General features: G+C 42.2%; 24 protein-coding genes and 1 tRNA gene. 18 read left to right on the top strand and 7 right to left on the bottom strand.

Features of this window, described 5'->3' with window-relative positions; genetic code table 11:
• Positions 1-3 precede the first annotated feature (3 nt).
• From B1s21122_RS00950 to B1s21122_RS00985, 8 genes are all read left to right on the top strand, one after another.
• Positions 4-609, top strand: a complete 606-nt coding sequence (locus B1s21122_RS00950) for a SurA N-terminal domain-containing protein (protein ID WP_223299068.1) — start codon at positions 4-6, stop codon at positions 607-609.
• Between the two features lie 7 nt (positions 610-616).
• Positions 617-1,261, top strand: a complete 645-nt coding sequence (locus tag B1s21122_RS00955; RefSeq protein ID WP_095681073.1) for a nucleoside triphosphate pyrophosphohydrolase — start codon at positions 617-619, stop codon at positions 1,259-1,261.
• Between the two features lie 48 nt (positions 1,262-1,309).
• Positions 1,310-2,587 carry a phosphopyruvate hydratase gene (gene eno, locus B1s21122_RS00960; RefSeq protein WP_095681072.1) on the top strand — a complete coding sequence of 426 codons (1,278 nt, stop codon included), beginning with the start codon at positions 1,310-1,312 and terminating at the stop codon, positions 2,585-2,587.
• Positions 2,588-2,592: 5 nt separating this feature from the next.
• Complete coding sequence (locus B1s21122_RS00965; protein ID WP_095681071.1) at positions 2,593-3,045, top strand: FtsB family cell division protein; 453 nt, start codon at positions 2,593-2,595, stop codon at positions 3,043-3,045.
• Position 3,046: 1 nt separating this feature from the next.
• The gene (locus B1s21122_RS00970; RefSeq protein WP_095681070.1) at positions 3,047-3,604 is read left to right on the top strand and encodes a DUF501 domain-containing protein; all 558 of its coding nucleotides are present in this window, start codon (positions 3,047-3,049) and stop codon (positions 3,602-3,604) included.
• Positions 3,605-4,519 (top strand): Ppx/GppA phosphatase family protein, encoded by a 915-nt coding sequence (locus tag B1s21122_RS00975; protein WP_095681069.1) that lies wholly within the window; start codon positions 3,605-3,607, stop codon positions 4,517-4,519.
• A 61-nt stretch (positions 4,520-4,580) separates the two neighbouring features.
• A tRNA-Leu gene (locus tag B1s21122_RS00980) sits at positions 4,581-4,653 on the top strand.
• 146 nt (positions 4,654-4,799) lie between these two features.
• The gene (locus B1s21122_RS00985; protein WP_095681068.1) at positions 4,800-5,570 is read left to right on the top strand and encodes a Bax inhibitor-1/YccA family protein; all 771 of its coding nucleotides are present in this window, start codon (positions 4,800-4,802) and stop codon (positions 5,568-5,570) included.
• A 34-nt stretch (positions 5,571-5,604) separates the two neighbouring features.
• Here the strand turns inward: B1s21122_RS00985 and B1s21122_RS00990 are convergent, their stop codons facing one another.
• Together B1s21122_RS00990 and B1s21122_RS00995 are read right to left on the bottom strand one after the other, a co-directional pair.
• Positions 5,605-6,750: an MFS transporter gene (locus B1s21122_RS00990; RefSeq protein WP_236861140.1), complete on the bottom strand. Its 1,146-nt coding sequence runs from the start codon at positions 6,748-6,750 to the stop codon at positions 5,605-5,607.
• A gap of 99 nt (positions 6,751-6,849) precedes the next feature.
• Entirely contained in the window at positions 6,850-8,484 is a 1,635-nt protein-coding gene (locus B1s21122_RS00995; RefSeq protein WP_095681066.1) for an MDR family MFS transporter, read from the bottom strand.
• Positions 8,485-8,582: 98 nt separating this feature from the next.
• On the opposite strand from B1s21122_RS00995, the gene B1s21122_RS01000 reads away from it, so the two are divergent.
• Positions 8,583-9,578, top strand: coding sequence for an ATP-binding cassette domain-containing protein (locus tag B1s21122_RS01000; RefSeq protein WP_095681065.1), 996 nt, complete (start codon positions 8,583-8,585; stop codon positions 9,576-9,578).
• Positions 9,575-10,372: an ABC transporter permease gene (locus tag B1s21122_RS01005; RefSeq protein ID WP_095681064.1), complete on the top strand. Its 798-nt coding sequence runs from the start codon at positions 9,575-9,577 to the stop codon at positions 10,370-10,372. Before B1s21122_RS01000 ends, B1s21122_RS01005 begins: the two co-directional genes overlap by 4 nt.
• 1 nt (position 10,373) lies before the next feature.
• Here B1s21122_RS01005 and greA read toward each other — a convergent pair whose 3' ends face one another.
• Both greA and B1s21122_RS01015 read right to left on the bottom strand, forming a co-directional pair.
• Positions 10,374-10,856 carry a transcription elongation factor GreA gene (gene greA, locus B1s21122_RS01010; RefSeq protein ID WP_095681063.1) on the bottom strand — a complete coding sequence of 161 codons (483 nt, stop codon included), beginning with the start codon at positions 10,854-10,856 and terminating at the stop codon, positions 10,374-10,376.
• 13 nt (positions 10,857-10,869) lie between these two features.
• The gene (locus tag B1s21122_RS01015; RefSeq protein WP_095681257.1) at positions 10,870-11,271 is read right to left on the bottom strand and encodes a DUF4307 domain-containing protein; all 402 of its coding nucleotides are present in this window, start codon (positions 11,269-11,271) and stop codon (positions 10,870-10,872) included.
• Between the two features lie 72 nt (positions 11,272-11,343).
• On the opposite strand from B1s21122_RS01015, the gene B1s21122_RS06355 reads away from it, so the two are divergent.
• The 5 genes from B1s21122_RS06355 (at position 11,344) to B1s21122_RS01040 (ending at position 14,817) form a co-directional block, all read left to right on the top strand.
• A complete protein-coding gene (locus B1s21122_RS06355; protein WP_190278571.1) occupies positions 11,344-11,481 on the top strand; it encodes a hypothetical protein in 138 nt (45 codons plus the stop codon).
• Between the two features lie 10 nt (positions 11,482-11,491).
• The gene (locus tag B1s21122_RS01020) at positions 11,492-12,232 is read left to right on the top strand and encodes an SURF1 family cytochrome oxidase biogenesis protein (protein WP_095681062.1); all 741 of its coding nucleotides are present in this window, start codon (positions 11,492-11,494) and stop codon (positions 12,230-12,232) included.
• Positions 12,229-12,528 carry a DUF3817 domain-containing protein gene (locus B1s21122_RS01025; protein WP_095681061.1) on the top strand — a complete coding sequence of 100 codons (300 nt, stop codon included), beginning with the start codon at positions 12,229-12,231 and terminating at the stop codon, positions 12,526-12,528. The genes B1s21122_RS01020 and B1s21122_RS01025 overlap by 4 nt, the downstream gene beginning before the upstream one ends.
• Before the next feature lie 129 nt (positions 12,529-12,657).
• The gene (locus tag B1s21122_RS01030; RefSeq protein ID WP_095681060.1) at positions 12,658-14,010 is read left to right on the top strand and encodes a PhoH family protein; all 1,353 of its coding nucleotides are present in this window, start codon (positions 12,658-12,660) and stop codon (positions 14,008-14,010) included.
• A gap of 204 nt (positions 14,011-14,214) precedes the next feature.
• Positions 14,215-14,817, top strand: coding sequence for an aggregation-promoting factor C-terminal-like domain-containing protein (locus B1s21122_RS01040; protein ID WP_095681058.1), 603 nt, complete (start codon positions 14,215-14,217; stop codon positions 14,815-14,817).
• 7 nt (positions 14,818-14,824) lie between these two features.
• On the opposite strand, the gene B1s21122_RS01045 is transcribed toward B1s21122_RS01040, so the two are convergent.
• Positions 14,825-16,480: a fumarate hydratase gene (locus B1s21122_RS01045; protein ID WP_095681057.1), complete on the bottom strand. Its 1,656-nt coding sequence runs from the start codon at positions 16,478-16,480 to the stop codon at positions 14,825-14,827.
• Between the two features lie 43 nt (positions 16,481-16,523).
• Here B1s21122_RS01045 and B1s21122_RS01050 point away from each other — a divergent pair, with 43 nt between their 5' ends.
• Positions 16,524-17,489, top strand: a complete 966-nt coding sequence (locus B1s21122_RS01050) for a 4-hydroxy-3-methylbut-2-enyl diphosphate reductase (protein ID WP_095681056.1) — start codon at positions 16,524-16,526, stop codon at positions 17,487-17,489.
• On the opposite strand, the gene B1s21122_RS01055 is transcribed toward B1s21122_RS01050, so the two are convergent.
• Together B1s21122_RS01055 and B1s21122_RS01060 are read right to left on the bottom strand one after the other, a co-directional pair.
• Entirely contained in the window at positions 17,469-17,891 is a 423-nt protein-coding gene (locus tag B1s21122_RS01055) for a hypothetical protein (RefSeq protein WP_095681055.1), read from the bottom strand. The genes B1s21122_RS01050 and B1s21122_RS01055 overlap by 21 nt on opposite strands.
• Complete coding sequence (locus tag B1s21122_RS01060) at positions 17,892-19,037, bottom strand: DNA recombination protein RmuC (protein WP_095681054.1); 1,146 nt, start codon at positions 19,035-19,037, stop codon at positions 17,892-17,894. It abuts the gene before it with no gap.
• A gap of 51 nt (positions 19,038-19,088) precedes the next feature.
• Here B1s21122_RS01060 and ychF point away from each other — a divergent pair, with 51 nt between their 5' ends.
• Positions 19,089-20,162, top strand: a complete 1,074-nt coding sequence (ychF, locus tag B1s21122_RS01065; RefSeq protein WP_095681053.1) for a redox-regulated ATPase YchF — start codon at positions 19,089-19,091, stop codon at positions 20,160-20,162.
• The gene (typA, locus tag B1s21122_RS01070) at positions 20,155-22,053 is read left to right on the top strand and encodes a translational GTPase TypA (protein WP_095681052.1); all 1,899 of its coding nucleotides are present in this window, start codon (positions 20,155-20,157) and stop codon (positions 22,051-22,053) included. Before ychF ends, typA begins: the two co-directional genes overlap by 8 nt.
• Positions 22,054-22,101: the final 48 nt, after the last annotated feature.

Here is a 22,101-nt window from a genome sequence, read left to right on the forward strand (position 1 = left end):
AGGATGAAATTGTTTAAGAAATTGATCTCACCATTATTGGTGGCACTTCTACTTGCTGGTTGTTCAAGCATGAGCAGTGGAGTAAAAGTTGGAGATCAAGAGTTCACCTCTGCAGAGATTCAAAAGACTGTTGATGAAATATTGGCATCACGTAAAAATGTTGATACATCTGGAATGGATTTAGTTGTTGGCCCAGAATTACTCCGCGATCAAGCACAATTTTTCATTGTAAGAGTTTTAATGGACAAAATTGCAAAAGATATGTTTGTGACTGTAACTCCAGCTGATGTAGCAGCACGTAGGGCTGATGTAATCACACGGCTAGGAAGTGAAAGTGAATTACCAGCAGCACTTGTTGGCGCTAACTTAGCAGCCTCTAATTTTGAATCTTATTTGCGCGTTTTAATTATCTCTGAGCGTCTTGATGAGAACTTCATTAAATCTGGAGTTTCAGAGAGTGATGCGCCAAAATTTGTTGAACAACTTGTAATTGAAACTGCGAGCAAAATGGGAATCAAAGTGAATTCTAAGTACGGTAAATGGAATGCTGATAATGCATCGATTCAAGCAAGTGATGCAACTGATGGCGCAGTAACTGAACAACCTTAAGTAAATTATGAGTTCTGAACTCATCCGATTACGCGAGGTAATGGACAAACTACGCTCACCTGGTGGATGTCCTTGGGATGCTGAGCAAGATCACACCTCACTTCTAAAGTATTTGTTGGAAGAGTCTTATGAGTTTATTGAATCAATTGAAAATAATGATCGAGATGCAATGCAAGAAGAGCTGGGCGATCTTTTATTACAGGTTTACTTTCATTCTCGAATGGCCGAAGAAGATGCCAAGCAGCCATTTAATATTGAAGATGTAGCAAAATCGGTTGCAGATAAATTAATTAGAAGACACCCTCATGTTTTTGCTGGTGAAGTAGTTGATTCAAGTGCAGATGTATTGGAGAACTGGGAGAAGCAAAAGGCAGCTGAAAAGGGGCGAACTTCAGCAATTGATGGCGTGCCACTTGCCCAACCAGCCCTACCTTTAGCAACTAAGGTTTTATATCGATTAAAGAAATTAAACTATGACCTCTCCGTTTCTGAGCCAATCAAACTCAAAGATGATGTTGATCAGGATCAATTTGGTCAGATACTTCTTGGTTTAATCACTCAAGCTGTTGATAAAGGGTTAGATCCTGAGGCTGCGCTACGTCAGGCGACAAAAGAGTTAATTGTTCAGATTCAAGAGCATGAGACAAGGTAGAATTACTTTAGATAATTCAAGTATCAAACAAATAGTTAGGGCAAATTAGTGTCAGTTATTAACTCTGTGACCGCTAGAGAAATCTTAGATTCTCGAGGAAACCCAACTGTTGAGGTAGAGGTTAGATTAGAAGATAAAAGTATTGGCCGCGCCGCTGTTCCAAGTGGTGCGTCAACTGGCGCCTTTGAAGCCGCTGAACTTCGCGATGGTGGATCAAGGTATTTAGGAAAAGGTGTTGAAACTGCCGTAAAAAATGTAGCGTTAAAAATTGCGCCTGCTGTAATTGGCATGAAGGCAGATGATCAAAGGTTGCTAGATGCAAAAATGATTGCACTAGATGGCACAAAAAATAAATCATCTCTTGGCGCAAATGCAATATTAGGAGTTTCACTTGCTACCGCACGTGCTGCAGCTATTTCTTCAAATCAATCACTATTTAAATATTTAGGTGGGCATAGTGCTAAAACACTGCCAGTGCCAATGATGAACATTTTAAATGGCGGAGCACACGCTGATACAAATGTTGATATTCAAGAATTTATGATCGCACCAATTGGTGCCCAAAGCTTCAAAGAATCATTAAGGTGGGGCGCTGAGATTTATCACAGTCTTAAATCAGTTCTTAAGAAAAAAGGTTTAGCGACCAGCATCGGTGATGAGGGTGGATTTGCTCCAAACTTGGAGAGTAATCGCGCAGCATTAGATTTGATTTTAGTTGCAATTGAAAATGCTGGGTTTAAAGCTGGTACTCAGATCGCGCTAGCAATGGATGTGGCTGCAACTGAGTTTTTTGAAGATGGGAAATATAAGTTTGAAGGTAAGTTGTTAACTTCAGAGCAGATGATCGCCTACTACAGCGAATTAGTTTCAGCCTATCCATTGGTTTCTATTGAAGATCCATTGGACGAGGATGATTGGAGCGGTTGGGCTAAATTAACTGCAGAATTAGGTGAAAAAATCCAGATTGTTGGCGATGATCTATTTGTTACCAATATAGAGCGCTTAACTAAGGGTATTGAAAGTAAAACCGCAAATGCTTTACTTGTTAAGGTAAATCAAATTGGCAGTTTGACTGAAACTATTGATGCGGTCAATCTAGCTCATAAAAATAATTACAAATCAATGATGAGCCATCGATCTGGTGAAACTGAAGACACCACAATTGCTGATTTAGCAGTTGCGTTAAATTGTGGTCAGATTAAAACTGGTGCACCAGCAAGGTCTGAACGTGTTGCTAAATACAACCAACTACTTCGAATTGAAGAGGAGTTGGGTTCAGATGCAATTTATGCTGGCCGCTCAGCCTTTCCAAGATTTAAGAAGTAATTCAAATGGCTCGGCGTAGATTTTTTGCAGCAGGGCTAATTTCATCATCAAAGAAAAGTATTCAATCTGGATTAAAAAAACGAGGATTATCTAATCGAGCGTTAATTGTTGGAATTGTTCTCTTTGTTGTTGCTATTACCTTGGCGCCGCCAATTCAACATTACTTCACGCAACGTGCTCAAATAAATTCATTAAAAACTCAAATTTCAGATAATCAAGCAATGTTGGATAAGGCAGCTGCTGAACTAGCCCAATGGGATGATCCTGAGTATGTGGCAAGTCAAGCCAGAGCAAGATTGCATTTTGTATTTCCAGGTGAGCGACAATACATAGTTGTCGGTAATGATGAGATTACGGGGGATGATCAACAGACAAAAATCTCTGGTCAACTTCCAGTTGGTCTACCTTGGTATTCAAGGTTGATTTCATCAATTACTAGCACCAATGTAAATAACTAAAATGGTTAAACCAGTCGATGCATTTGTGGCAGAAAAACCAACAGATAAAGATTTAGAAACTGTAGCTGCCCAACTTGGTAGGGCGCCAAGAGATGTTTCAGCAGTTGCACATCGCTGTCCATGTGGGCAAGTAGATGTTGTTCAAACTCCACCACGATTAGCTGATGGCACACCATTTCCAACTTTTTATTATGCAACCTGTCCAAGACTTACAGGAGCGATTTCAACCTTAGAAAGCTCAGGATTGATGACGCAGATGAACGAGCGATTACAAAATGATCCACAGCTTGCTGGTGAATATTTAGCAGCACATGTTGATTATGAAGCGGCAAGAAGTGCGCTAGCTAAACAAGAAAACCTTGAGGTGCCAGAAATTACTGGAGTTACCGCCGGTGGCATGCCAGATCGAGTGAAATGTCTGCACTCACTAGTGGCTCATTCATTAGCAGCTGGAGTTGGTGTTAATCCACTGGGGGATGAAGCACTTAGCGCACTAGAACCTTGGTGGTTAAATAAACCTTGTTCTGAGATTAGTAATTTATTAGATGAGGTGGAGTAATTGAGTAGAGTTGCAGCAATTGATTGTGGCACTAACTCAATTCGCCTTTTAATTGCCGATATAACCAATGGCAATTTCAAAGAGGTTGTGCGCGAGATGGAGATTGTCAGACTTGGCCAGGGAGTTGACCAAAATAAATCTTTTCACCCAGATGCAATCGCTAGAACTCTTAACGCAGTTGAAAAATTCAGCGCACAAATAAGTAGTAAAGGTGTGGAGAAAGTTAGATTTTGTGCAACTAGTGCAACAAGGGATGCTACGAATCGCAATATCTTTACCGATGGTGTTAAGGAAATCTTAGGCATTGAGGTTGAGGTAATTCCAGGTGAGGAAGAGGCAGAGTTATCTTTTATTGGCGCCACCAAAGAGTTATCGCAAAATGAAGGACCATTTCTAGTAGTTGATATTGGCGGAGGATCTACCGAGTTTGTTTATGGTGGTGAAAAAGTAAGTGCGGCAAAGAGTGTAAATATCGGTTGCGTTCGAATGAGTGAGCGACATTTAAATACCCAGCCACCATCTATGGCGCAGATCGCTCAAGCAATTGTTGATATTGATATTGCAATTGCTGAGGCAGCTAAAGTTGTTCCAATCTCTGAGGCTAAAAGTTTGATTGCAGTTGCAGGAACTGCGACCACAGTTGCAGCAGCTGCTCTAAATTTAGAAAGCTATGATCGATATTTAATTCACCTTGCAAGAGTTCCTGCGCAATCAGTTCACAAAGTGGCTGGCATGTTTCAATCAATGAGTAAGGAAGAAATTTCTGCCCTTGGTTATATGCACCCTGGCCGAGTGGATGTAATTACCGCAGGTGCCTTGGTTTTATCTAGAATCATGGCGGCAACTGGGGCCAGTGAATTCATTGCATCTGAGTCAGATATTTTGGATGGAATTGCTTGGTCACTTACAAAGTAGGCGAAGATTTGGCTGGATTTGGCGGTTAAAAAAGACGGGTAGATTTACCCTCTGAAGATTCGCCCCTGTAGCCCAATGGCAGAGGCATGCGACTTAAAATCGCACAAGTGTGGGTTCGACCCCCACCGGGGGCACGCTCAATTACCGCGAATCTTCAGCAAAGATTAAGGCAGATTCAGCCCAAAGCGATGGCTTAGGGAATTGCGAATCATTAATATTTGTTCACTACCTAAGTAGCTAATAAACATAACCCGTTAGTTACTTCTATAGAAGGAGAAGAATGAAAAGCTCAAACCCTGTACTTGGAAAGGCATTTAATCAACCGACAACTATGCGCGTTGATCAACTAGAGCAAAGTTATAACGCTCCAGCCGCCTCATCAATGCGAACAGGTCGCATGACAATTGAAGATGTCGTTGCGAAAACTGGATTTCTATTTACGATATTAGTTGTTGTTGGTGCGCTCGCTTGGAGTGCAAACCTTGGAATGGGCGCAGTCTTAATCGGTTTCCTTGGCGGATTTGTATTAGCGATGGTTATTAGCTTTAGTAAAAACATTAAGCCTGGACTTGTAGTCGCATATGCTGGCCTAGAAGGTTTAGCACTTGGAACTTTAAGCAGTTACTACGAATCTTTCTATCCAGGAATTGTTAGCCAAGCGGTAATTGGAACAGTCGCAGCATTTGCTGGTGTGTTAGTTATGTACCGAAATGGAACACTAAGAGCGACTCCACAATTTACTCGTGCGGTAATCGGCGCAGCAATTGGTTACTTCATTCTTGGACTTGTCTCACTTATTGCTTCATTCTTTGGCGTAGGTCAAGGTTATGGTTTTTACGGAGTATCTGGTCTTGGATTACTTCTAGCAGTTGCTGGAGTTGGACTTGCAAGCCTTTTCTTGGTTCTAGATTTTGATCAAATTGAAAAGGGTGTTGCAGCTGGAGTTCCTGAGAAAGAATCATGGAGAGCATCTTTTGGCTTAATGGTCACCGTAGTGTGGCTATACCTTGAGGTTCTGCGTTTGATTTCAATTCTTCGAAACGACCGCTAAGGAAAAATAATTACCCAACAGGGGCTGTGAGAGATCACAGCTCCTGTTTATTTTTGTCTGGAATTAAATCATTTTCTAAATGCGACAACCTAGTCTCAGGCAAAATAGTTGCAAGCAACATTGCAATCATCCAAATTCCAGCAGATACTAAGAAAGCTACTTGGTAACTAAAAATATCGGTTAACAAACCAACTATTACTGGACCGAAAATCATGCCAGCATCTCCTGCCATCTGCCAGGCTGCAATCACTTGCCCGCCACGGCCTTTAATAATGTCGCCAACAACGCTGCCTGGCGCAGTTCCAACATAAGCCCCACCTAATCCAAATAACGCCATTGAAATGAAGTAAAGCGCAGTGTTAGTGGTAAATGCCAACATCAATATGCCAAACAAAACAAATGCACTACCAAATAAGAAAGCAGCCTTTCTTCCTTTGGTGTCAGAGTATTTTCCAGCGCGCAACATAAAAACACCTTGCACTAGCGCTCCAATAGTTAAACCAAGACCTGCAATTGCAGCCGTTGAATTTAATTTTTCAGTAACAAATAAGGGCAAGATTGAAGATCTTAATCCAAACAATATCCAGTTGTTTATAAAGGCCAGCATTAATGCAACCTGGTATGGGCGTAATTTAAATGCCTCACCTAAGGTAGTTTGCCCAATCTGAGCTGTTGGAGCATCAACCTTTTTACCCAATCGCTTCTCGCTTAAGAAAACTAATGCAATCATTCCAGCAATTGCCAAAGTAGTTGAGTAAACAAAAAATGGTGCGCGAAGTGAAATAGCCGAAAGAACTCCACCAAAAGCTGGTCCGGTAATTCCACCTAGTAAAAAACCACCGTTATATAGTGATTGAGCTCGGGCTCTAACATCATCATTGACTGAGCGCATAAGTAAGGAACCAGCGGAAACTGAAAACATTGATGAGCCAAGACCACCTAGAGATCTGAATGTAAGCAGTTGGCCATAGCTTTGTGAGAGCGCAGTCAGTAATGTGAAAAATGAAACCATAAACAAACCAAAGCCAAGAACTGCTCGCTCACCAAATCGATCAACTAATTTGCCTGAGATCAAACCAGAGGAGAAGCGCATAATTGCAAAGCTTGAGATGATTAAACCAATTGCAGTCTTATTCACGCCAAAGGATGCAGCAAAGATTGGAATTGCTGGAATTATCAATCCAAAGCCAACAGCGACAAAGAATGAAACTGCTGAAAGGATCGAAACCTCTCGCGGTAGTTGCGCGAAAGGGTTTCTACTTTGTTTATTGATTTTTATTTAACCTACCGCCTCACCTGCTGCTTCAGCCTTTGCTGCGTGGTGGTCTGAGCTACTTTGCAGAGGCTTTTCTTTCAAGAAGAATGCAAGTACAAATCCCAGGAAGGTAACTGGTGCTGCTGCCAAAAAGACCACCTGAAAAGTTTGAGCAAAACTATGAAGCACTGTGTCTTGAATTACTGGTGGCAACGTAGTGATGATTGAGGTGTTAGTGGTGATCAAATCAAGGTTGGAAGAATCAAAGTCAGATAATGCCGCTGGATCACTGCTTTGTAATTTTGCAAAGTTATCTTGCAAATAATAAGCAATACGGTTACTCAAAATAGTTCCAAATATCGCCGTTCCAAAGGCACCACCAAGAGATCTAAAGAAGGTATTGGATGAGGTTGCAATTCCCATATCTTGAAAATCAACTGCATTTTGTAGAGCGATCACAATTGTCTGCATTGATAAACCAAGACCAGCTCCGACTAAGACTGCATAGATAGATAGAACAGCAAATGAAGTATCTTCATTTAAAGTAGACATGAGAATTAAGCCAATAGTCATAATCGCAGTTCCTACTATTGGGAAGATCTTGTATTTACCAGTAGCTGAGATCTTTTTACCACTAAATATTGACATTGAAACAATGCCGATCATAAGTGGAATTAACTTTAATCCCGCCTCAGTTGCTGAATTTCCTTTTACAACTTGAAGATATAGCGGCAACATAACGATGGCGCCAAACATTCCAGCTCCAATGATAAAACCAAGTGCTGAGGTTAAAGAAAATGTGTGATTCTTAAATAATCTAAGCGGCAAGATTGGCTCTACAGCTCTTTTTTCTTGCCATAAAAATGCCATGGTAAGAATTAATCCAGTAGAAATTACCATTAGCGTTCTTGAATCAGTCCAACCATCCTCTGGCCCATAAACTGAAACTGCAAGCAATACAGAGCTAACTGCTAATACCAACAACAATGCACCAAGGTAATCAATCTTGTGTTCACGCTTTACCTTCGGAATGTGTAATACAGCTGAAGTAATAATCAATGCCAATATTCCAAATGGTAGGTTGATGTAGAAAATCCAGCGCCAGCCAGCGATACCTAAAATTGTGGCATGGTCGGAAAAGAATCCGCCAAGTAATGGACCAGCAACTGAAGAGAGACCCCAAACAGCGCCAAAATAACCTTGATACTTACCGCGCTCACGTGGTGAAACGATGTCGCCAATAATTACGAAAGTTAACGCCATTAAACCACCTGCGCCAACTCCCTGTAGAGCACGAGTAAAAATCAGCTGGGTCATATTTTGTGATGCCCCGGCTAAAAATGATCCGATTAGAAAGGTAATAATCGCAAATTGAAATACTGGCCGACGACCATAAAGATCTGAAATTTTTCCATAAAGTGGGGTTGATGCGGTTGAAGTCAAAAGGTAAGCAGTGACCACCCAGGTGTAGTGATTAAGCCCGTTGAAATCTTCAACAATATTCTTTAAAGCTGTTGAAACAATTGTTTGATCCAAGGCTGCCAGCAACATGCCGGTCATTAATCCGCTTAATACAATCAAAATTTCCTTATGACTTAGCGGCCCATCTTTGGGGGTATTTGCTTTTCCAGATTTACTATTTTTTTTCGCCATAGCCATCGTTGTATATCCACCTTAAGTTGTCGGATTAAGCATTATTTATCTGCAATTTGCCTGAGGGGAATAGTTTACTCCGATTCTTTGTTAAGATCTTACATATGAAAGCAGTGATAGCAGAAGATCTAGTTAAAACCTACAACAAAGGCTCAGTTCGAGCATTAGATGGTTTAAATCTTGATGTTGAAGAAGGAACTGTTCTTGGTGTGCTTGGACCAAATGGAGCTGGTAAAACTACAACTGTAAGAATTTTAGCAACCTTACTTGCACCAGATTCTGGTCGTGCAACTGTAAGTGGAATCGATGTTTTAAAACATCCAGATGAGGTTCGAAAAATAATTGGTTTATCTGGTCAATACGCAGCAGTTGATGAGACTTTAACTGGCTGGGATAACTTAATTATGTTTGGCCGGCTTTATCATTTATCGGCAAAGGAAACTAAAGTTCGTGCGATTGAATTATTAGAACAGTTCTCACTCTCTGATGCAGCAAAGCGACCAATTAGAACTTACTCTGGCGGTATGCGCCGTAGATTAGATTTAGCAGCATCATTAATTATCAGGCCAAAGGTTTTATTCCTAGATGAGCCAACTACTGGATTAGACCCAAGGGGCCGCCAGGATATGTGGGGCGTAATTGATGATTTAGTTAAGGGCGGAGTTACTTTGCTTTTAACTACACAGTACTTAGAAGAGGCTGATCATTTAGCAGATGAAATTGCAGTAATTGACCATGGAAAAGTTATTGCCCGCGGTACCTCTGATTCACTTAAGAAACAGGTAGGTGGTGAGCGGCTTGAGATTGTGGTTGAGAATGAAAATGTGCAAGCAACCAAAGAGATTGTGGCAAAGGTAAGTGGTAGCGCAGTAAATGTTGATGAGGGCTTGCGCCAAATTTCAGCACCGGTTACAACTGGCAGTAAAGCTTTAATTGAAGCCGCTAAGTTATTGGATGAAAAAGGTATTCACCCATTAGATATCGGCCTAAAGCGCCCGTCTCTTGATGATGTATTCCTATCTTTAACTGGCCATGTGGCTGAGGAAAAAATAGATGAAAATCTAGAAACTGCAACCGGACGTAAGAAGGGCAAGAAATGATGAATGCAATCTCGGATGCTTTAATCATTACTAAGCGACAGCTACTGCAGTTGGCTCGAGTTCCTGAGGTTTTAATCTTTTCAACAATTCAGCCCGTAATGTTTGTGCTCTTATTTAGATATGTATTTGGTGGATCAATTGATACTGGCCAGCCTGGCGGTTATGTGCAACTTTTAATGCCTGGAATATTTGTGCAAACTGTTGCCTTTACATTAGCTGCCACTGCAGTTGGTTTATCAGCTGATATGCAAAAAGGTTTAATTGATCGTTTTAGATCCTTACCAATTTCAAGATCTGCTGTGGTTTTCGGTAGAACTTTAGGTGATGGTGTTTTAAACATTGTCGTACTTGCAGTTATGGGCTTGACCGGTTATTTAGTGGGCTGGCGACCAACATCTGGGGCCTTTAAAGTATTTTTAGGTTTTGTTTTTCTCTTTGTATTTGGTTTTGCAATGTCATGGATCGGGGTATTAATTGGTTTATCTGTGCGAGAAGAGCGTGTGGCTCAAAACGTTACCTTTATCGCAGTATTCCCACTAACATTTTTATCAAACGCCTTTGCGCCAACTACAGGAATGCCAAAAGCACTTCAGTATTTCGCTGAGTGGAATCCAGTTTCAACAATGGTGGCTGGCTGCCGAGAACTATTTGGACTTAAAAATGAGTTTGGTGCAACCGCTGGATCATTTCCAAGTGAGAACCCATTGTTAATGTCAATTATTTATATGATTTTAATTATGGCAATCTTCGTTCCACTAAGCGTTCGTAAATACAACAACGCAGCTAAAAAGTAATTTAGTTGAAAGGTTGCGCCTCAAGGACGGCAACTTTAATTAACTTGCCATTAGGGGCTGTGTAGTTAACAGTTTCACCAACCTTGGCGCCAAGTACTGCCCCACCAAGCGGTGATTTTTCAGAGTAAACATCAACATCACCTGAGGAAATCTCTCTGGAGCCAAGTAAGAATTTAAGTTCATCTCCGCCAATATCAACTGTTACTAACATGCCAAGGCCAACCACACCTGATTCACTTGCAGGAGGTGTACCAATGTGTGCATGCTCGAGCATATGTTTTAGTTGGCGAATTCTGCCCTCAATTTTTCCTTGCTCTTCCCTTGCTGCGTGGTAGCCACCATTCTCTTTTAAATCACCTTCAGCTCTAGCAGTTTCAATTTTTTTAATAATCTCAGCACGAAGTGGACCCTCTAATGACGCCAGCTCAGCCTTCAGCCGATCTGCTGCCTCTTGGGTAAGCCAGGTTTGAGTTGGTTGGTTCATAAGAGAGTAAAGGTTACTGGCAACTGGTGATTCCCGCATTTACCGCAGGTAAACGGGTGGTTATCTCAACGGTTCGCAGGTTATCGCCAGCAAGTAATGTGCCAGCTGGCATTAGATCAGATACTTGTCCAATAGTGTTCTTATCAATATCTCTTGCTACAACTGAGCAGCTGTGATCCTTACTTAAATCTCTCACCGTTATTTTATAAGTAATAGAAATGCTTTGATCATCAAGAACTTTAAATGAAATTAATTCAGATCTAACATCTGGATTTGCAGCATTAAAACCACTCCAAACAAACCAAGCAGCAACAATGCTAAGTAAAATCCCAGCAAGAAGATAACGTGGATTTTTGGCAGCTTTAATGCCATAGCGTTCGCGCAAGATGGGGTCAGATAGAACTTTGGGATGCATCACACTCATATTGTAGAACCAATACCGCAATCAGAAAGTAGGCTTATCTCACCTAGTATGAGGGAGAGATAAATGGATGAGGGCAAAAGTTTTGATATGGGTGTTGCTGGCTCATTAACCATGATTTTTTTAACCTTAGCTATGGTGGTTTTGTTAACAAGTTTTTACCGCAGATATAAGAGATTAGCCGATCGCAAAGATCAAGAGTAATTCTTTAACTATGAAGCAGGTGCTAAAAAAGGCTGCAACAGTTTTAATCTGGCTCAGCCTCATCTATGCCTGCTATGAATTAGGTATCTGGCAATTACATAGAGCCCAAGAATTAAATAAAGTAACTGCGCCAAAGCCAGATCAACCTTTAATTGCCCTCGAGCAGGTTTCTTCCGCTGGCATGAATATGCCGATCAAAGCGGTTAATCGAATTGTTTCAGCATCTGGAAACTACACCACATCCTTTGTGGCTCGCGATCAAAAGCTCTCAGAAGGTGTGCTTGCAAATCTTGATGTTAGATTATTAAAACTAAGCACCGGCCATGGCGTATTAGTGGTTAGGGAGGTGCTTGGGCAAATACAGGATCAAATCAACACTGAAGTTTCTATTACCGGCCGGCTATACCCAAGGCAAAATGTTGATCGAGCCTTTGCAAAGCCAGGTGAGCTTTCTAGAATTGATCCAGCATTAGTTGTAAGTAAGGTAAATCCATTTTTATATGATGGCTACATTATTTTAAAGTCAGAAAAAACTGGCGCCGATCAAAGTAGTGATTTAACCTTGGTGGCCTCAGAACAAATCTCTAATCGCCTGCCTGGCTTTTATTGGCAACATATCTCCTACGTTGTGGTCTGGTGGTTTATGGGGTTACTGCTTTTAATTGCACCAGCCTTTCCACAATTTAGAGCCAAGAGCGATAAGGTAAATAACAAGGCAGACAAGACTAAGAAAGTAGGATTAAAAAAATGAGGCAAATTACTCTCTTCTTCCGTTTTTGGGCGCTTTGGGCCGGGGTTATGTCACTGCTGCTTTGGTTTGTTTATATGCCAGCTAAGTACTTAGTTAGCGATAAGAGTTTTTATGAGCAATTTATCTGGATACCAATTGTGCATGGCTTTACCTATCCAGTTTATTTAGTTGCAGCCTTAGCCCTTTGTATGGTCAAGCGAAAGTCCCTACTTAGTACCGCCCTATTTCTTCTTGCTGGCACCTTGCCGGTGGCATCGATTTGGATTGAACGGCGCGTAAAAAGCGGCCGGTGGTAGTTAAAGCCTTTACCTAAACTTAATCTTTAAGCCTTGCGTGTTGCCACAGATTCTTCAGGTTGGTTATTTACCCTTTACCTATTCTTCCACAACCATCGGGCACAATTAAAGAGATTGCGACGACACTAATTGGCTAGTGAATCTATTGTCTTAAAGTCAGTATCCCCACAAGCCCAACCTGCCCGCATCACTTATGTGCTAGATACCAGCGTTCTACTTGCAGATCCAATTGCCTTAAGCCGTTTTGCAGAGCATGAAGTAATCATTCCAATCACAGTAATTGGTGAGTTAGAGACCAAGCGAGATCACCCAGAGCTTGGCTACTTTGCAAGAGCTGCCCTTCGCACCCTTGATGACTTACGGGTAAAAAGTGGGCGATTAGATAAACCAATTGGAATCAATGAAGAGGGCGGCACATTATCAGTTGAGTTAAATCACGCCGATCCTTCAAAGTTGCCAGCCGGCTTTTTGCGGGATGGCTCAAATGATTCAAGAATTTTAGCAATCGCAAAAAACCTAATGTCAGATGGCCGCCAAGTGGTTTTAGTTACTAAGGATTTACCACTTCGAGTTAAAGCATCCTCAGTTGGAGTGGAGGCGCAGGAGTACCGCGCAGAGTTAGCCAGCACTAGTGGCTGGAGTGGCATGGTGGAGGAGAGTGTTGGCTCAACTGTTATTGACGCACTTTATGAAAATGAAAAAATCTCACATGAGATTGCAAAAAAATATCCTTGCCATACCGGTGTGGTGCTCCACTCTGAAAAAGGAAGTGCGCTCGCAAGAGTTACCCCAGATAAACATCTGCATTTAGTAAGAGGAGATCGCAGTGCATTTGGTTTGCATGGGCGAAGTGCTGAACAAAGAGTTGCCTTAGATATTTTGTTAGATCCAGAGGTTGGCATTGTTTCCTTAGGTGGCAGAGCCGGAACTGGCAAAAGCGCCTTGGCATTATCAGCTGGCTTAGAAGCGGTCTTAGAGAAGCGATTACATAAAAAGGTAGTGATCTTTCGTCCTCTTTATGCAGTTGGTGGTCAAGAGCTTGGTTATCTGCCAGGAACTGAAAATGAAAAGATGTCACCTTGGGCCCAAGCAGTTTTTGACACCTTAGGGGCACTAGTTAGCCAACAGGTATTGGATGAGGTAGTGGAGCGAGGATTAATCGAGGTGCTGCCGCTTACTCATATCCGAGGCCGCTCCCTGCATGACTCCTTTGTAATTGTTGATGAAGCCCAATCCCTAGAGCGAGGTGTTTTACTAACGGTGCTCTCTCGTATTGGCCAAGGCTCCCGGGTCATCCTCACCCATGACATCGCCCAGCGAGATAACCTGCGGGTGGGCCGCCATGACGGGGTAGTTGCAGTGGTTGAATCCCTAAAGGGGCATCCGCTCTTTGCCCATATCACCTTGACTAGAAGTGAACGCAGCCAGATCGCAGCCCTTGTGACTGAGCTATTAGAGGAGCCAATTAACTTCACAAGTTGATTTAAACCCCTCTTACGACATATGGGATAAATCGGACTTCACCCTATCTGACCTGCGGTTTTAATACTGAGAATACCTGTGAATATAAACATAATCGCGCCACGCGCCTCTATAAAGTTGCCCCCACCACCCCTGGCTGACACCCTAATGAAGTTCCAGAGAGCCAATTGAGGTGATCTGGCAAGGAATGAAAGGGGGGCAAGGATGAAAGTTAAAGCTTTAACTATCACCACGCCACGGGTTCGGCGCATCTCAATGACCGCTGCCTGCCTAGCCTTCTTCCTGTTTATCTCAGAGCCGGCCTACGCCTCTAGCAACCTAACCTTTTCAGTAACCATCCCATCAGTTGCCAGCAATTTAGAGAGCACCACCCCACTACCTGGGGAGGAGGGCTTTGACCCAACCCCATCACTATTAGAGCTAGATGCGGTTAAGACCGTAGATGCCTCGGCGATGGCGCTGATCTCAGTTGCTGCCCGCAAGGTGGATCTTGCCCGCCAACCAGATGGCGCTCGCGAGATCGCTAAGAGTTTAATTGCAGCTAATTACAGCTGGTCGGAAAAACAGTTCACCTGCCTTGATCAACTTTGGACTAAAGAGAGTCATTGGAATTACAAAGCAAGAAATAAAGTTTCAGGTGCTCATGGAATTGCCCAAGCACTTCCTGCCACCAAGATGGAGATTGTCGGAACTGATTGGCGAACAAATCCGGTAACTCAAATTACCTGGGGACTTAAGTACATTCAAGAGCGTTATAACACTCCATGTGCTGCCTGGAGTAAATTCAAACGATCAAACTGGTACTAGTACTTTTCTAGTTAGGTTTTTTACCAATACTTAATGGTTTTCTAGTTTGGGCATAAAAATCATTACCCTTATCATCAATAATAATAAAAGCTGGAAAGTTTTCTACCTCAATCTTCCAGACCGCTTCCATACCAAGCTCTTCATAATCTAAAACCTCAACCTTTTTTATACAATCCTGGGCAAGTCGGGCTGCCGGTCCACCAATTGAGCCTAGATAAAAACCGCCATACTTTTTACAAGCGCTAGCCACCGCTTCAGATCTATTTCCTTTAGCCAACATAATCAGTGAACCACCTGCTGCTTGGAATTGTTCAACATAGGAATCCATTCGCCCGGCAGTAGTTGGACCAAATGAGCCGGAAGGGTAACCTGCAGGTGTCTTTGCTGGGCCTGCGTAATAAACTGCATGATTTTTTAAGTACTCAGGAAGTGCCTTACCACTATCTAGTAGCTCTTTAATTTTTGCATGGGCTAAATCTCTAGCAACTACTAATGTGCCAGTTAGAAGCACTCTAGTTTTAACTGGGTGCTTTGATAATTGAGCCAAAATATCAGCCATTTTCGCAGTTAAATCAATCTTTATTTCCGGCCCATCTAGATCCTCATTTGTAGCAGCAGGTAAGTAGTGCGCAGGCTCTGTCTCTAGCTTTTCAATAAAGACGCCATCTTTATTGATCTTTGCCTTTACCTGTCGATCTGCCGAGCATGAAACTGCAATAGCAATTGGCAGGGAAGCACCATGACGAGGCAATCTAACAACTCGAACATCATGACAAAAGTACTTGCCACCAAATTGGGCGCCAATTCCAATATTTTGAGTTAACTTTAAAATCTCTTTTTCTAACTCTAAATCTCTAAAGCCATGACCAGTTTTGGCATCCCCTTTTGTGGGAAGTGAATCTAAATATTTAGTGCTGGCAAGTTTGGCAGTCTTAACTGTGTACTCCGCACTTGTGCCCCCAATTACCACAACAAGGTGATAAGGCGGGCAAGCTGATGTACCAAGGGAGCGAAGTTTTTCATCCAACCAATTCATAAATGAGGTTGGGTTTAAAACTGCCTTAGTCTCTTGGTATAAAAATGATTTATTAGCACTGCCGCCACCTTTAGCAATAAATAAGAAGTTGTACTCATCTGGGTGATCTGTATCTGAGTAGATCTCAATTTGGGCCGGTAAATTATTTCCGGTGTTTTTCTCCTCCCAGGTAGTAACTGGTGCAAGTTGGGAGTAGCGCAGATTTAACTTTGTAAACGCGTCATAAACACCACGAGAAATTGAGATCTCATCTTTTTCTTCAGTTAAAACCTGCTGACCTTTTTTACCCATCACAATTGCAGTGCCAGTGTCTTGGCACATCGGCAATATGCCACCTGCTGAAATATTGGCATTTTTTAATAGATCAGTTGCCACAAATCGATCATTGGGAGAGGCTTCAGGATCCTTTAAAATATTGGCTAATTGCTCAAGGTGCTCACTGCGCAGGTAATGGGAAATATCATGCAAGGCAACTTGAGTTAAATTACTTATCGCATCTTTTGATACCTTTAAAAATTGGCGGCCATCAGCGGTGAAGGTGCTCACGCCCTCATTTGAAATTAATCGATACTCGGTTTTATCTGGCCCAATCGGCAGTAGATCTTGGTATGAAAACTCAGGTGCCATAGGGCTAAATCTACTGTCTTGGATCATCAATTAGGATAAGCACATGAGCCTAGCCACTAAAAAGCGAGTATTACTTGCAGCACCTCGTGGCTACTGCGCTGGTGTTGATCGCGCAGTTATCACCGTTGAAAAAGCTTTAGATCTCTATGGCGCACCGGTATATGTTCGAAAACAAATTGTTCACAACAAACATGTGGTCCAAACTTTAGAAGCCAGGGGTGCAATATTTGTTGATGAAACCGATGAGGTGCCAGAGGGAAAGATTGTGGTTTTCTCAGCCCACGGAGTTTCACCTGCAGTCCATCAAAGCGCTGCGAGTCGTAATCTAAAAACTATTGATGCCACCTGCCCGCTAGTAACCAAGGTTCACCATGAAGCTAGAAGATTTGCCTCCGATGATTACGATATTTTGTTAATTGGTCATGAAGGACATGAAGAGGTGGATGGCACAGCTGGTGAAGCGCCAGAGCATGTGCAATTAGTTGATGGTATTGAAAGCATTAAAAATATTAAGGTTCGTGATGAAAATAAGGTGGCTTGGTTATCTCAAACAACCTTAAGTGTTGATGAAACCTTGGCAACTGTGGCAGAGCTTCGGAAGCGATTTCCAAATCTAATTGATCCACCAAGTGATGACATTTGTTATGCCACCCAAAACCGACAGGTGGCAATTAAAGAGATTGCCCCACAAGCAGATTTAGTTTTAGTTGTTGGCTCAACTAACTCATCAAACTCAGTACGACTAGTTGAGGTTTCCTTAGAGTATGGCGCTAAAGCTGCCTACCTAATTGATTACGCTGCTGAGGCAAAGGATGAGTGGCTGGCCGGAGTTACAACTATTGGAGTTTCAAGTGGAGCGTCTGTGCCAGAAATATTAGTTAAGGATTTACTTACCTGGCTTGCCGATCGTGGATTTTCTGACGTGGAAACAGTAACTGCAACTGAGGAACATTTGTTATTTGCAATACCACCTGAGCTTCGTAAAGATTTAAAAGCTGCTGGTAGGTAATTCAGTTTCCTTTTTTCGCTCTTTTCTAAACCAGATAAACCAAGCAATAGCAGCTCCAGATAATAAATAAAAGGAGACTGAAGCTAAACCTGCAACTAAATCAATTAACAACTTAGTTGGCGAAAAGGATGAGCTGCCTAAAGTTGGCATCAAAATTATGGAAGCAATTAAAAGTGAAACGGGCGGTGCAACGGCTGTGACATATGCAGTTCCGCTTCTTCCCAAGTAAATTGCGCCAAAAAAGGCTATCCAGATAGCTAGGCAGGTAATTATCCCCAGTGAGTTTCGAAATAGTATTTCGATGCCTTCAAATAAAAATATTACTAAAAATTGCAGAATAACAACTCCAGGCTTAGTTAAACCAGGACCCTTAATTGGTGAGTTAATTGGCAGCGTGCTCATTTACTTATCCGTCTCAATCTCTTCTACTTCAATAAAATCATCATCTGCTGAGATTGCCTTTAACTCTCTAACCTCACCAGGAGATTCTGGATACTCAATTGCTAATTTATCTTTATCTCCGCTAACTCCTAGATTATGAATTCTCCTAGCTGGACTTAACACCGTTCGTTCAGCAGTTGGAATTAAATCCTCATACGCTTTAGCAGTTGTAGAGATTGCTTTACCAACCGCCACAATTTTGCCATGCAGGAGCGTGATGTTTTTTAAGAAGGTGTTTGCAACCTTTTGAATCTCATCTGCGTTATCAGCTAACTTATTTCTGGTGAAGATATAACCAATGGTGCGAAGTAAGGCCATCATTGAGGTTGGGGTAGCAATTGTGACATTTACCTTAAATGCTTTTTCTAGTAATGCTGGATCAATTCGAAGTGCTTCAGCTAGCAGAGTTTCAAATGGCACAAATAAAACTACAAAATCAGGTGAGCCGACCGATTTGTGGTAACCGCGTTTGGCTAACGCCTCAACATGTTTAAGTAAATCTTTTGTGTGTTGGGCCAGATAATCATCTCGCTCACTTTGGACCTCTGTGCCAAAGGCATCTAAGAAGCGATCAAAAGGAAATTTAGAATCAACAAATATGGCGCTTCCGCCAGGCATCTTCACCGTAATATCTGGAATTCCAGATGAATCTGCATCGGTAGTGGATTTTTGTCTGGTGTATTCATGTCCTTCGCGCAGCCCTGCTGATTGCAGTAGTAGCTCTAATTGCGCCTCACCAAATTTTCCACGGGCTTGAGAATTAGATAGGGCGCCGGCAATTTTTTTAGTTTCATCAAAGATTGATTCACTAGCTCTTCGCATTTCATTAATTGTGGTTTCAAGTTTGGCTTCGGCCTCAGTGCGAATGCGGTTAGCCTCATTAGATTGTTGGGATAATTTCTCAACTGTTGATTTCATCGCATTTAACTCCGCCGTTAATTTGATGGAGTTTTCAGTCTTACCTCGCTCGGCCTCTAGCTGCTTTTTATAATCATCTAGCAGGGCTGAATCTGAGGAATTATTTTTATTACGCAGGGCAGATATTAGATAGCCGATCGCAATTCCAGCCAGCAGTCCAATAATTAGGGTGATGATCGAGGCGGGCATGGGGTTATAGTGGCATTAACTACTGACAATCTTGCGTAGGCTTAACCCCTTGTGAGCCTTTCAATCGGAATCGTCGGTCTGCCAAATGTGGGTAAATCCACCCTCTTTAATGCGCTGACTAAAAACAATGTCCTAGCTGCTAACTACCCCTTTGCCACCATTGAACCCAATGTTGGTGTGGTGGGAGTTCCAGATGATCGATTAGCGGTCTTGGCAGAAATATTCACTTCTGAAAAAATTTTGCCAGCTGCTGTTTCCTTTGTTGATATTGCCGGCATTGTGAAAGGTGCCTCTGAAGGTGCAGGTCTTGGCAATAAGTTCTTAGCAAATATCAGAGAGTCAGATGCAATCTGCCAAGTTATTCGAGTTTTTAAAGATGGTGATGTGGTCCATGTTGATGGCAATGTTGATCCTAAAAAAGATATGGAAACAATTAACACCGAACTTTGTTTAGCAGACTTGCAAACCTTAGAAAAGGCGATCCCACGTCTTGAAAAAGAGGTTAGAACTGTTAAAGAAAAGGTGCCAGTTTTAGAGGCTGCAAAAGCTGCTGCGCAAATTTTAAATCAAGGTCAACTTTTGCGAGGCAGCAAGGTTGATATCGCAGCCATTTCTGAGTTACAACTTTTAACTGCAAAACCATTTTTATATGTTTTTAATGTTGATGCCGCTGAATTAGCAGATAATAAATTACGGGAAGAGTTAGCAGCATTGGTCAAACCAGCAGAGGCGATTTTCTTAGATGCTAAGACAGAGGCAGAGCTTGCTGATTTAGATGCGCCAGATGCGCTGGAATTGCTCAAATCAATTGGATTAAGTGAGCCAGGATTAACCACATTAGCAAGAGTTGGTTTTAATACATTAGGATTACAGACATATCTGACCGCAGGTCCTAAAGAGGCCAGAGCGTGGACGATTCATAAAGGTGATACTGCCCCAGCTGCGGCTGGTGTGATTCACACTGATTTTCAAAAAGGATTTATCAAGGCAGAGGTTGTGGCCTTTGATGATTTAGTAGCTGCTGGATCAATGGTGCAAGCCCGCGCCAATGGCAAGGTGCGAATGGAAGGTAAGGATTACGTGATGGTCGATGGCGATGTAGTGGAGTTTAGGTTTAATGTCTAAAAAACAAGCACACTTAAAAGATTTGCCAATTAAAAAACGGGACAACCTTCGTAACGTGGCAATTATTGCCCACGTAGATCATGGCAAGACAACTTTAGTTGATGCCATGCTTTGGCAATCTGGTGCGTTCGCAGCCCATAAGAAACAAGATGAAGGCCAAGATCGCATGATGGATTCCATGGATCTAGAGCGCGAAAAGGGAATTACCATTTTGGCAAAAAACACCGCGGTAAAGCGGGGAGAAACAATTGTAAATATCATCGATACGCCAGGCCACGCAGATTTTGGTGGTGAGGTAGAGCGCGGCTTAGAGATGGTCGATGGCGTAATTTTATTAGTGGATGCCTCCGAAGGCCCACTGCCACAAACACGATTTGTACTTCGCAAAGCATTACAAAAAAATCTTCCAGTAATTTTAGTAATTAATAAAGTAGACCGACCAGATTCACGAATTGCTGAAGTTGTTGATGAGGCTTACGCACTCTTCTTAGATTTAGATGCCAATGAAGACCAAATTGAGTTTCCAATTGTTTACGCATCAGCTAAGGCTGGCAAAGCTTCCCTTGATCGCCCAGCAGATGGTGGCATGCCAAATAAAGAAAACTTAGATGTTTTATTTGACACTATATTCTCATCCATTCCAGCTCCGGAATACCATGAGGGTGCACCACTACAAGCACATGTTACAAACTTAGATTCATCTCCATTCTTAGGCCGGCTAGCTCTTTGTCGAGTAAGAGAAGGAGTTATTAAGAAGGGTCAATCAGTTACTTGGATTAAAACTGATGGCTCAACTGAGCGAGTTAAAGTTTCAGAGCTTTTAATTACTGAAGCATTAGAGCGTGTGCCAGCAATGGAGGCCCATCCAGGAGACATTATTGCGGTAGCAGGAATTGAAACTATTACCTTAGGTGAAACTTTGGCTGATCTAGAAAATCCTCACGCACTGCCATTAATCACAGTTGATGAGCCAAGTATTTCGATGACTATTGGTATTAATACCTCACCTCTTGCTGGCAAGAGTGGAAATAAGTTAACTGCACGCCAAGTTAAGGGTCGACTTGATGCTGAGTTGGTAGGAAATGTTTCACTTCGCGTTCTAAACACCGATCGCCCAGATACCTGGGAGGTGCAGGGACGTGGTGAATTACAACTTGCAGTATTAGTTGAAATTATGAAACGTGAAGGATTTGAATTAACAGTTGGCAAACCTCAAGTTGTTACCAAGATTGTTGATGGCAAAATACATGAGCCGATGGAGCGCTTATCTATTGACGCGCCAGAGGAGTACTTAGGTGTGATTACCCAGTTAATGGCCCTTCGCAAGGGTCGAATGGAGCAGATGGTTAACCATGGCACCAGTTGGATCAGACTTGATTACCGAGTTCCATCCCGTGGCTTAATTGGTTTTAGAACTGAGTTCTTAACTGAGACTCGTGGAACTGGATTACTTCACCATGTATTTGATGGTTATGAAGCTTGGCATGGTGAACTTCGCACTCGCTCAACTGGTTCATTAGTTTCAGATCGAATGGGATCAGTTACTAGCTACGCACTTTATGGCACACAAGATCGTGGATCAATATTTGTTGAACCAGGCGATGAAGTTTATGAAGGAATGGTTATTGGTGAGAACTCACGAAGTGAAGATATGGATGTTAACTGCGTAAGAGAGAAAAAGTTAACAAATATGCGAGCATCTGGTACAGATGAATCAGAGCGATTAATTCCAGCAAAGAAATTAAATATGGAAGGTGCTCTTGAATTTTGTCGTGAGGATGAGTGCGTTGAGGTAACCCCAGCGGTAGTTCGAATTCGCAAGGTTATTTTGGATGGATCAACTCGGGCTCGAATTACTTCAAAAAATAAGCGAGCAAACGAGAACTCTTAACCATTATTGGGTAATAACCCTTAATGTCAGCGCTGGCTTGTTAAATTA

Source organism: Candidatus Nanopelagicus limnes (assembly GCF_002287885.2).
Classification (GTDB): Bacteria; Actinomycetota; Actinomycetes; order Nanopelagicales; family Nanopelagicaceae; genus Nanopelagicus; species Nanopelagicus limnae.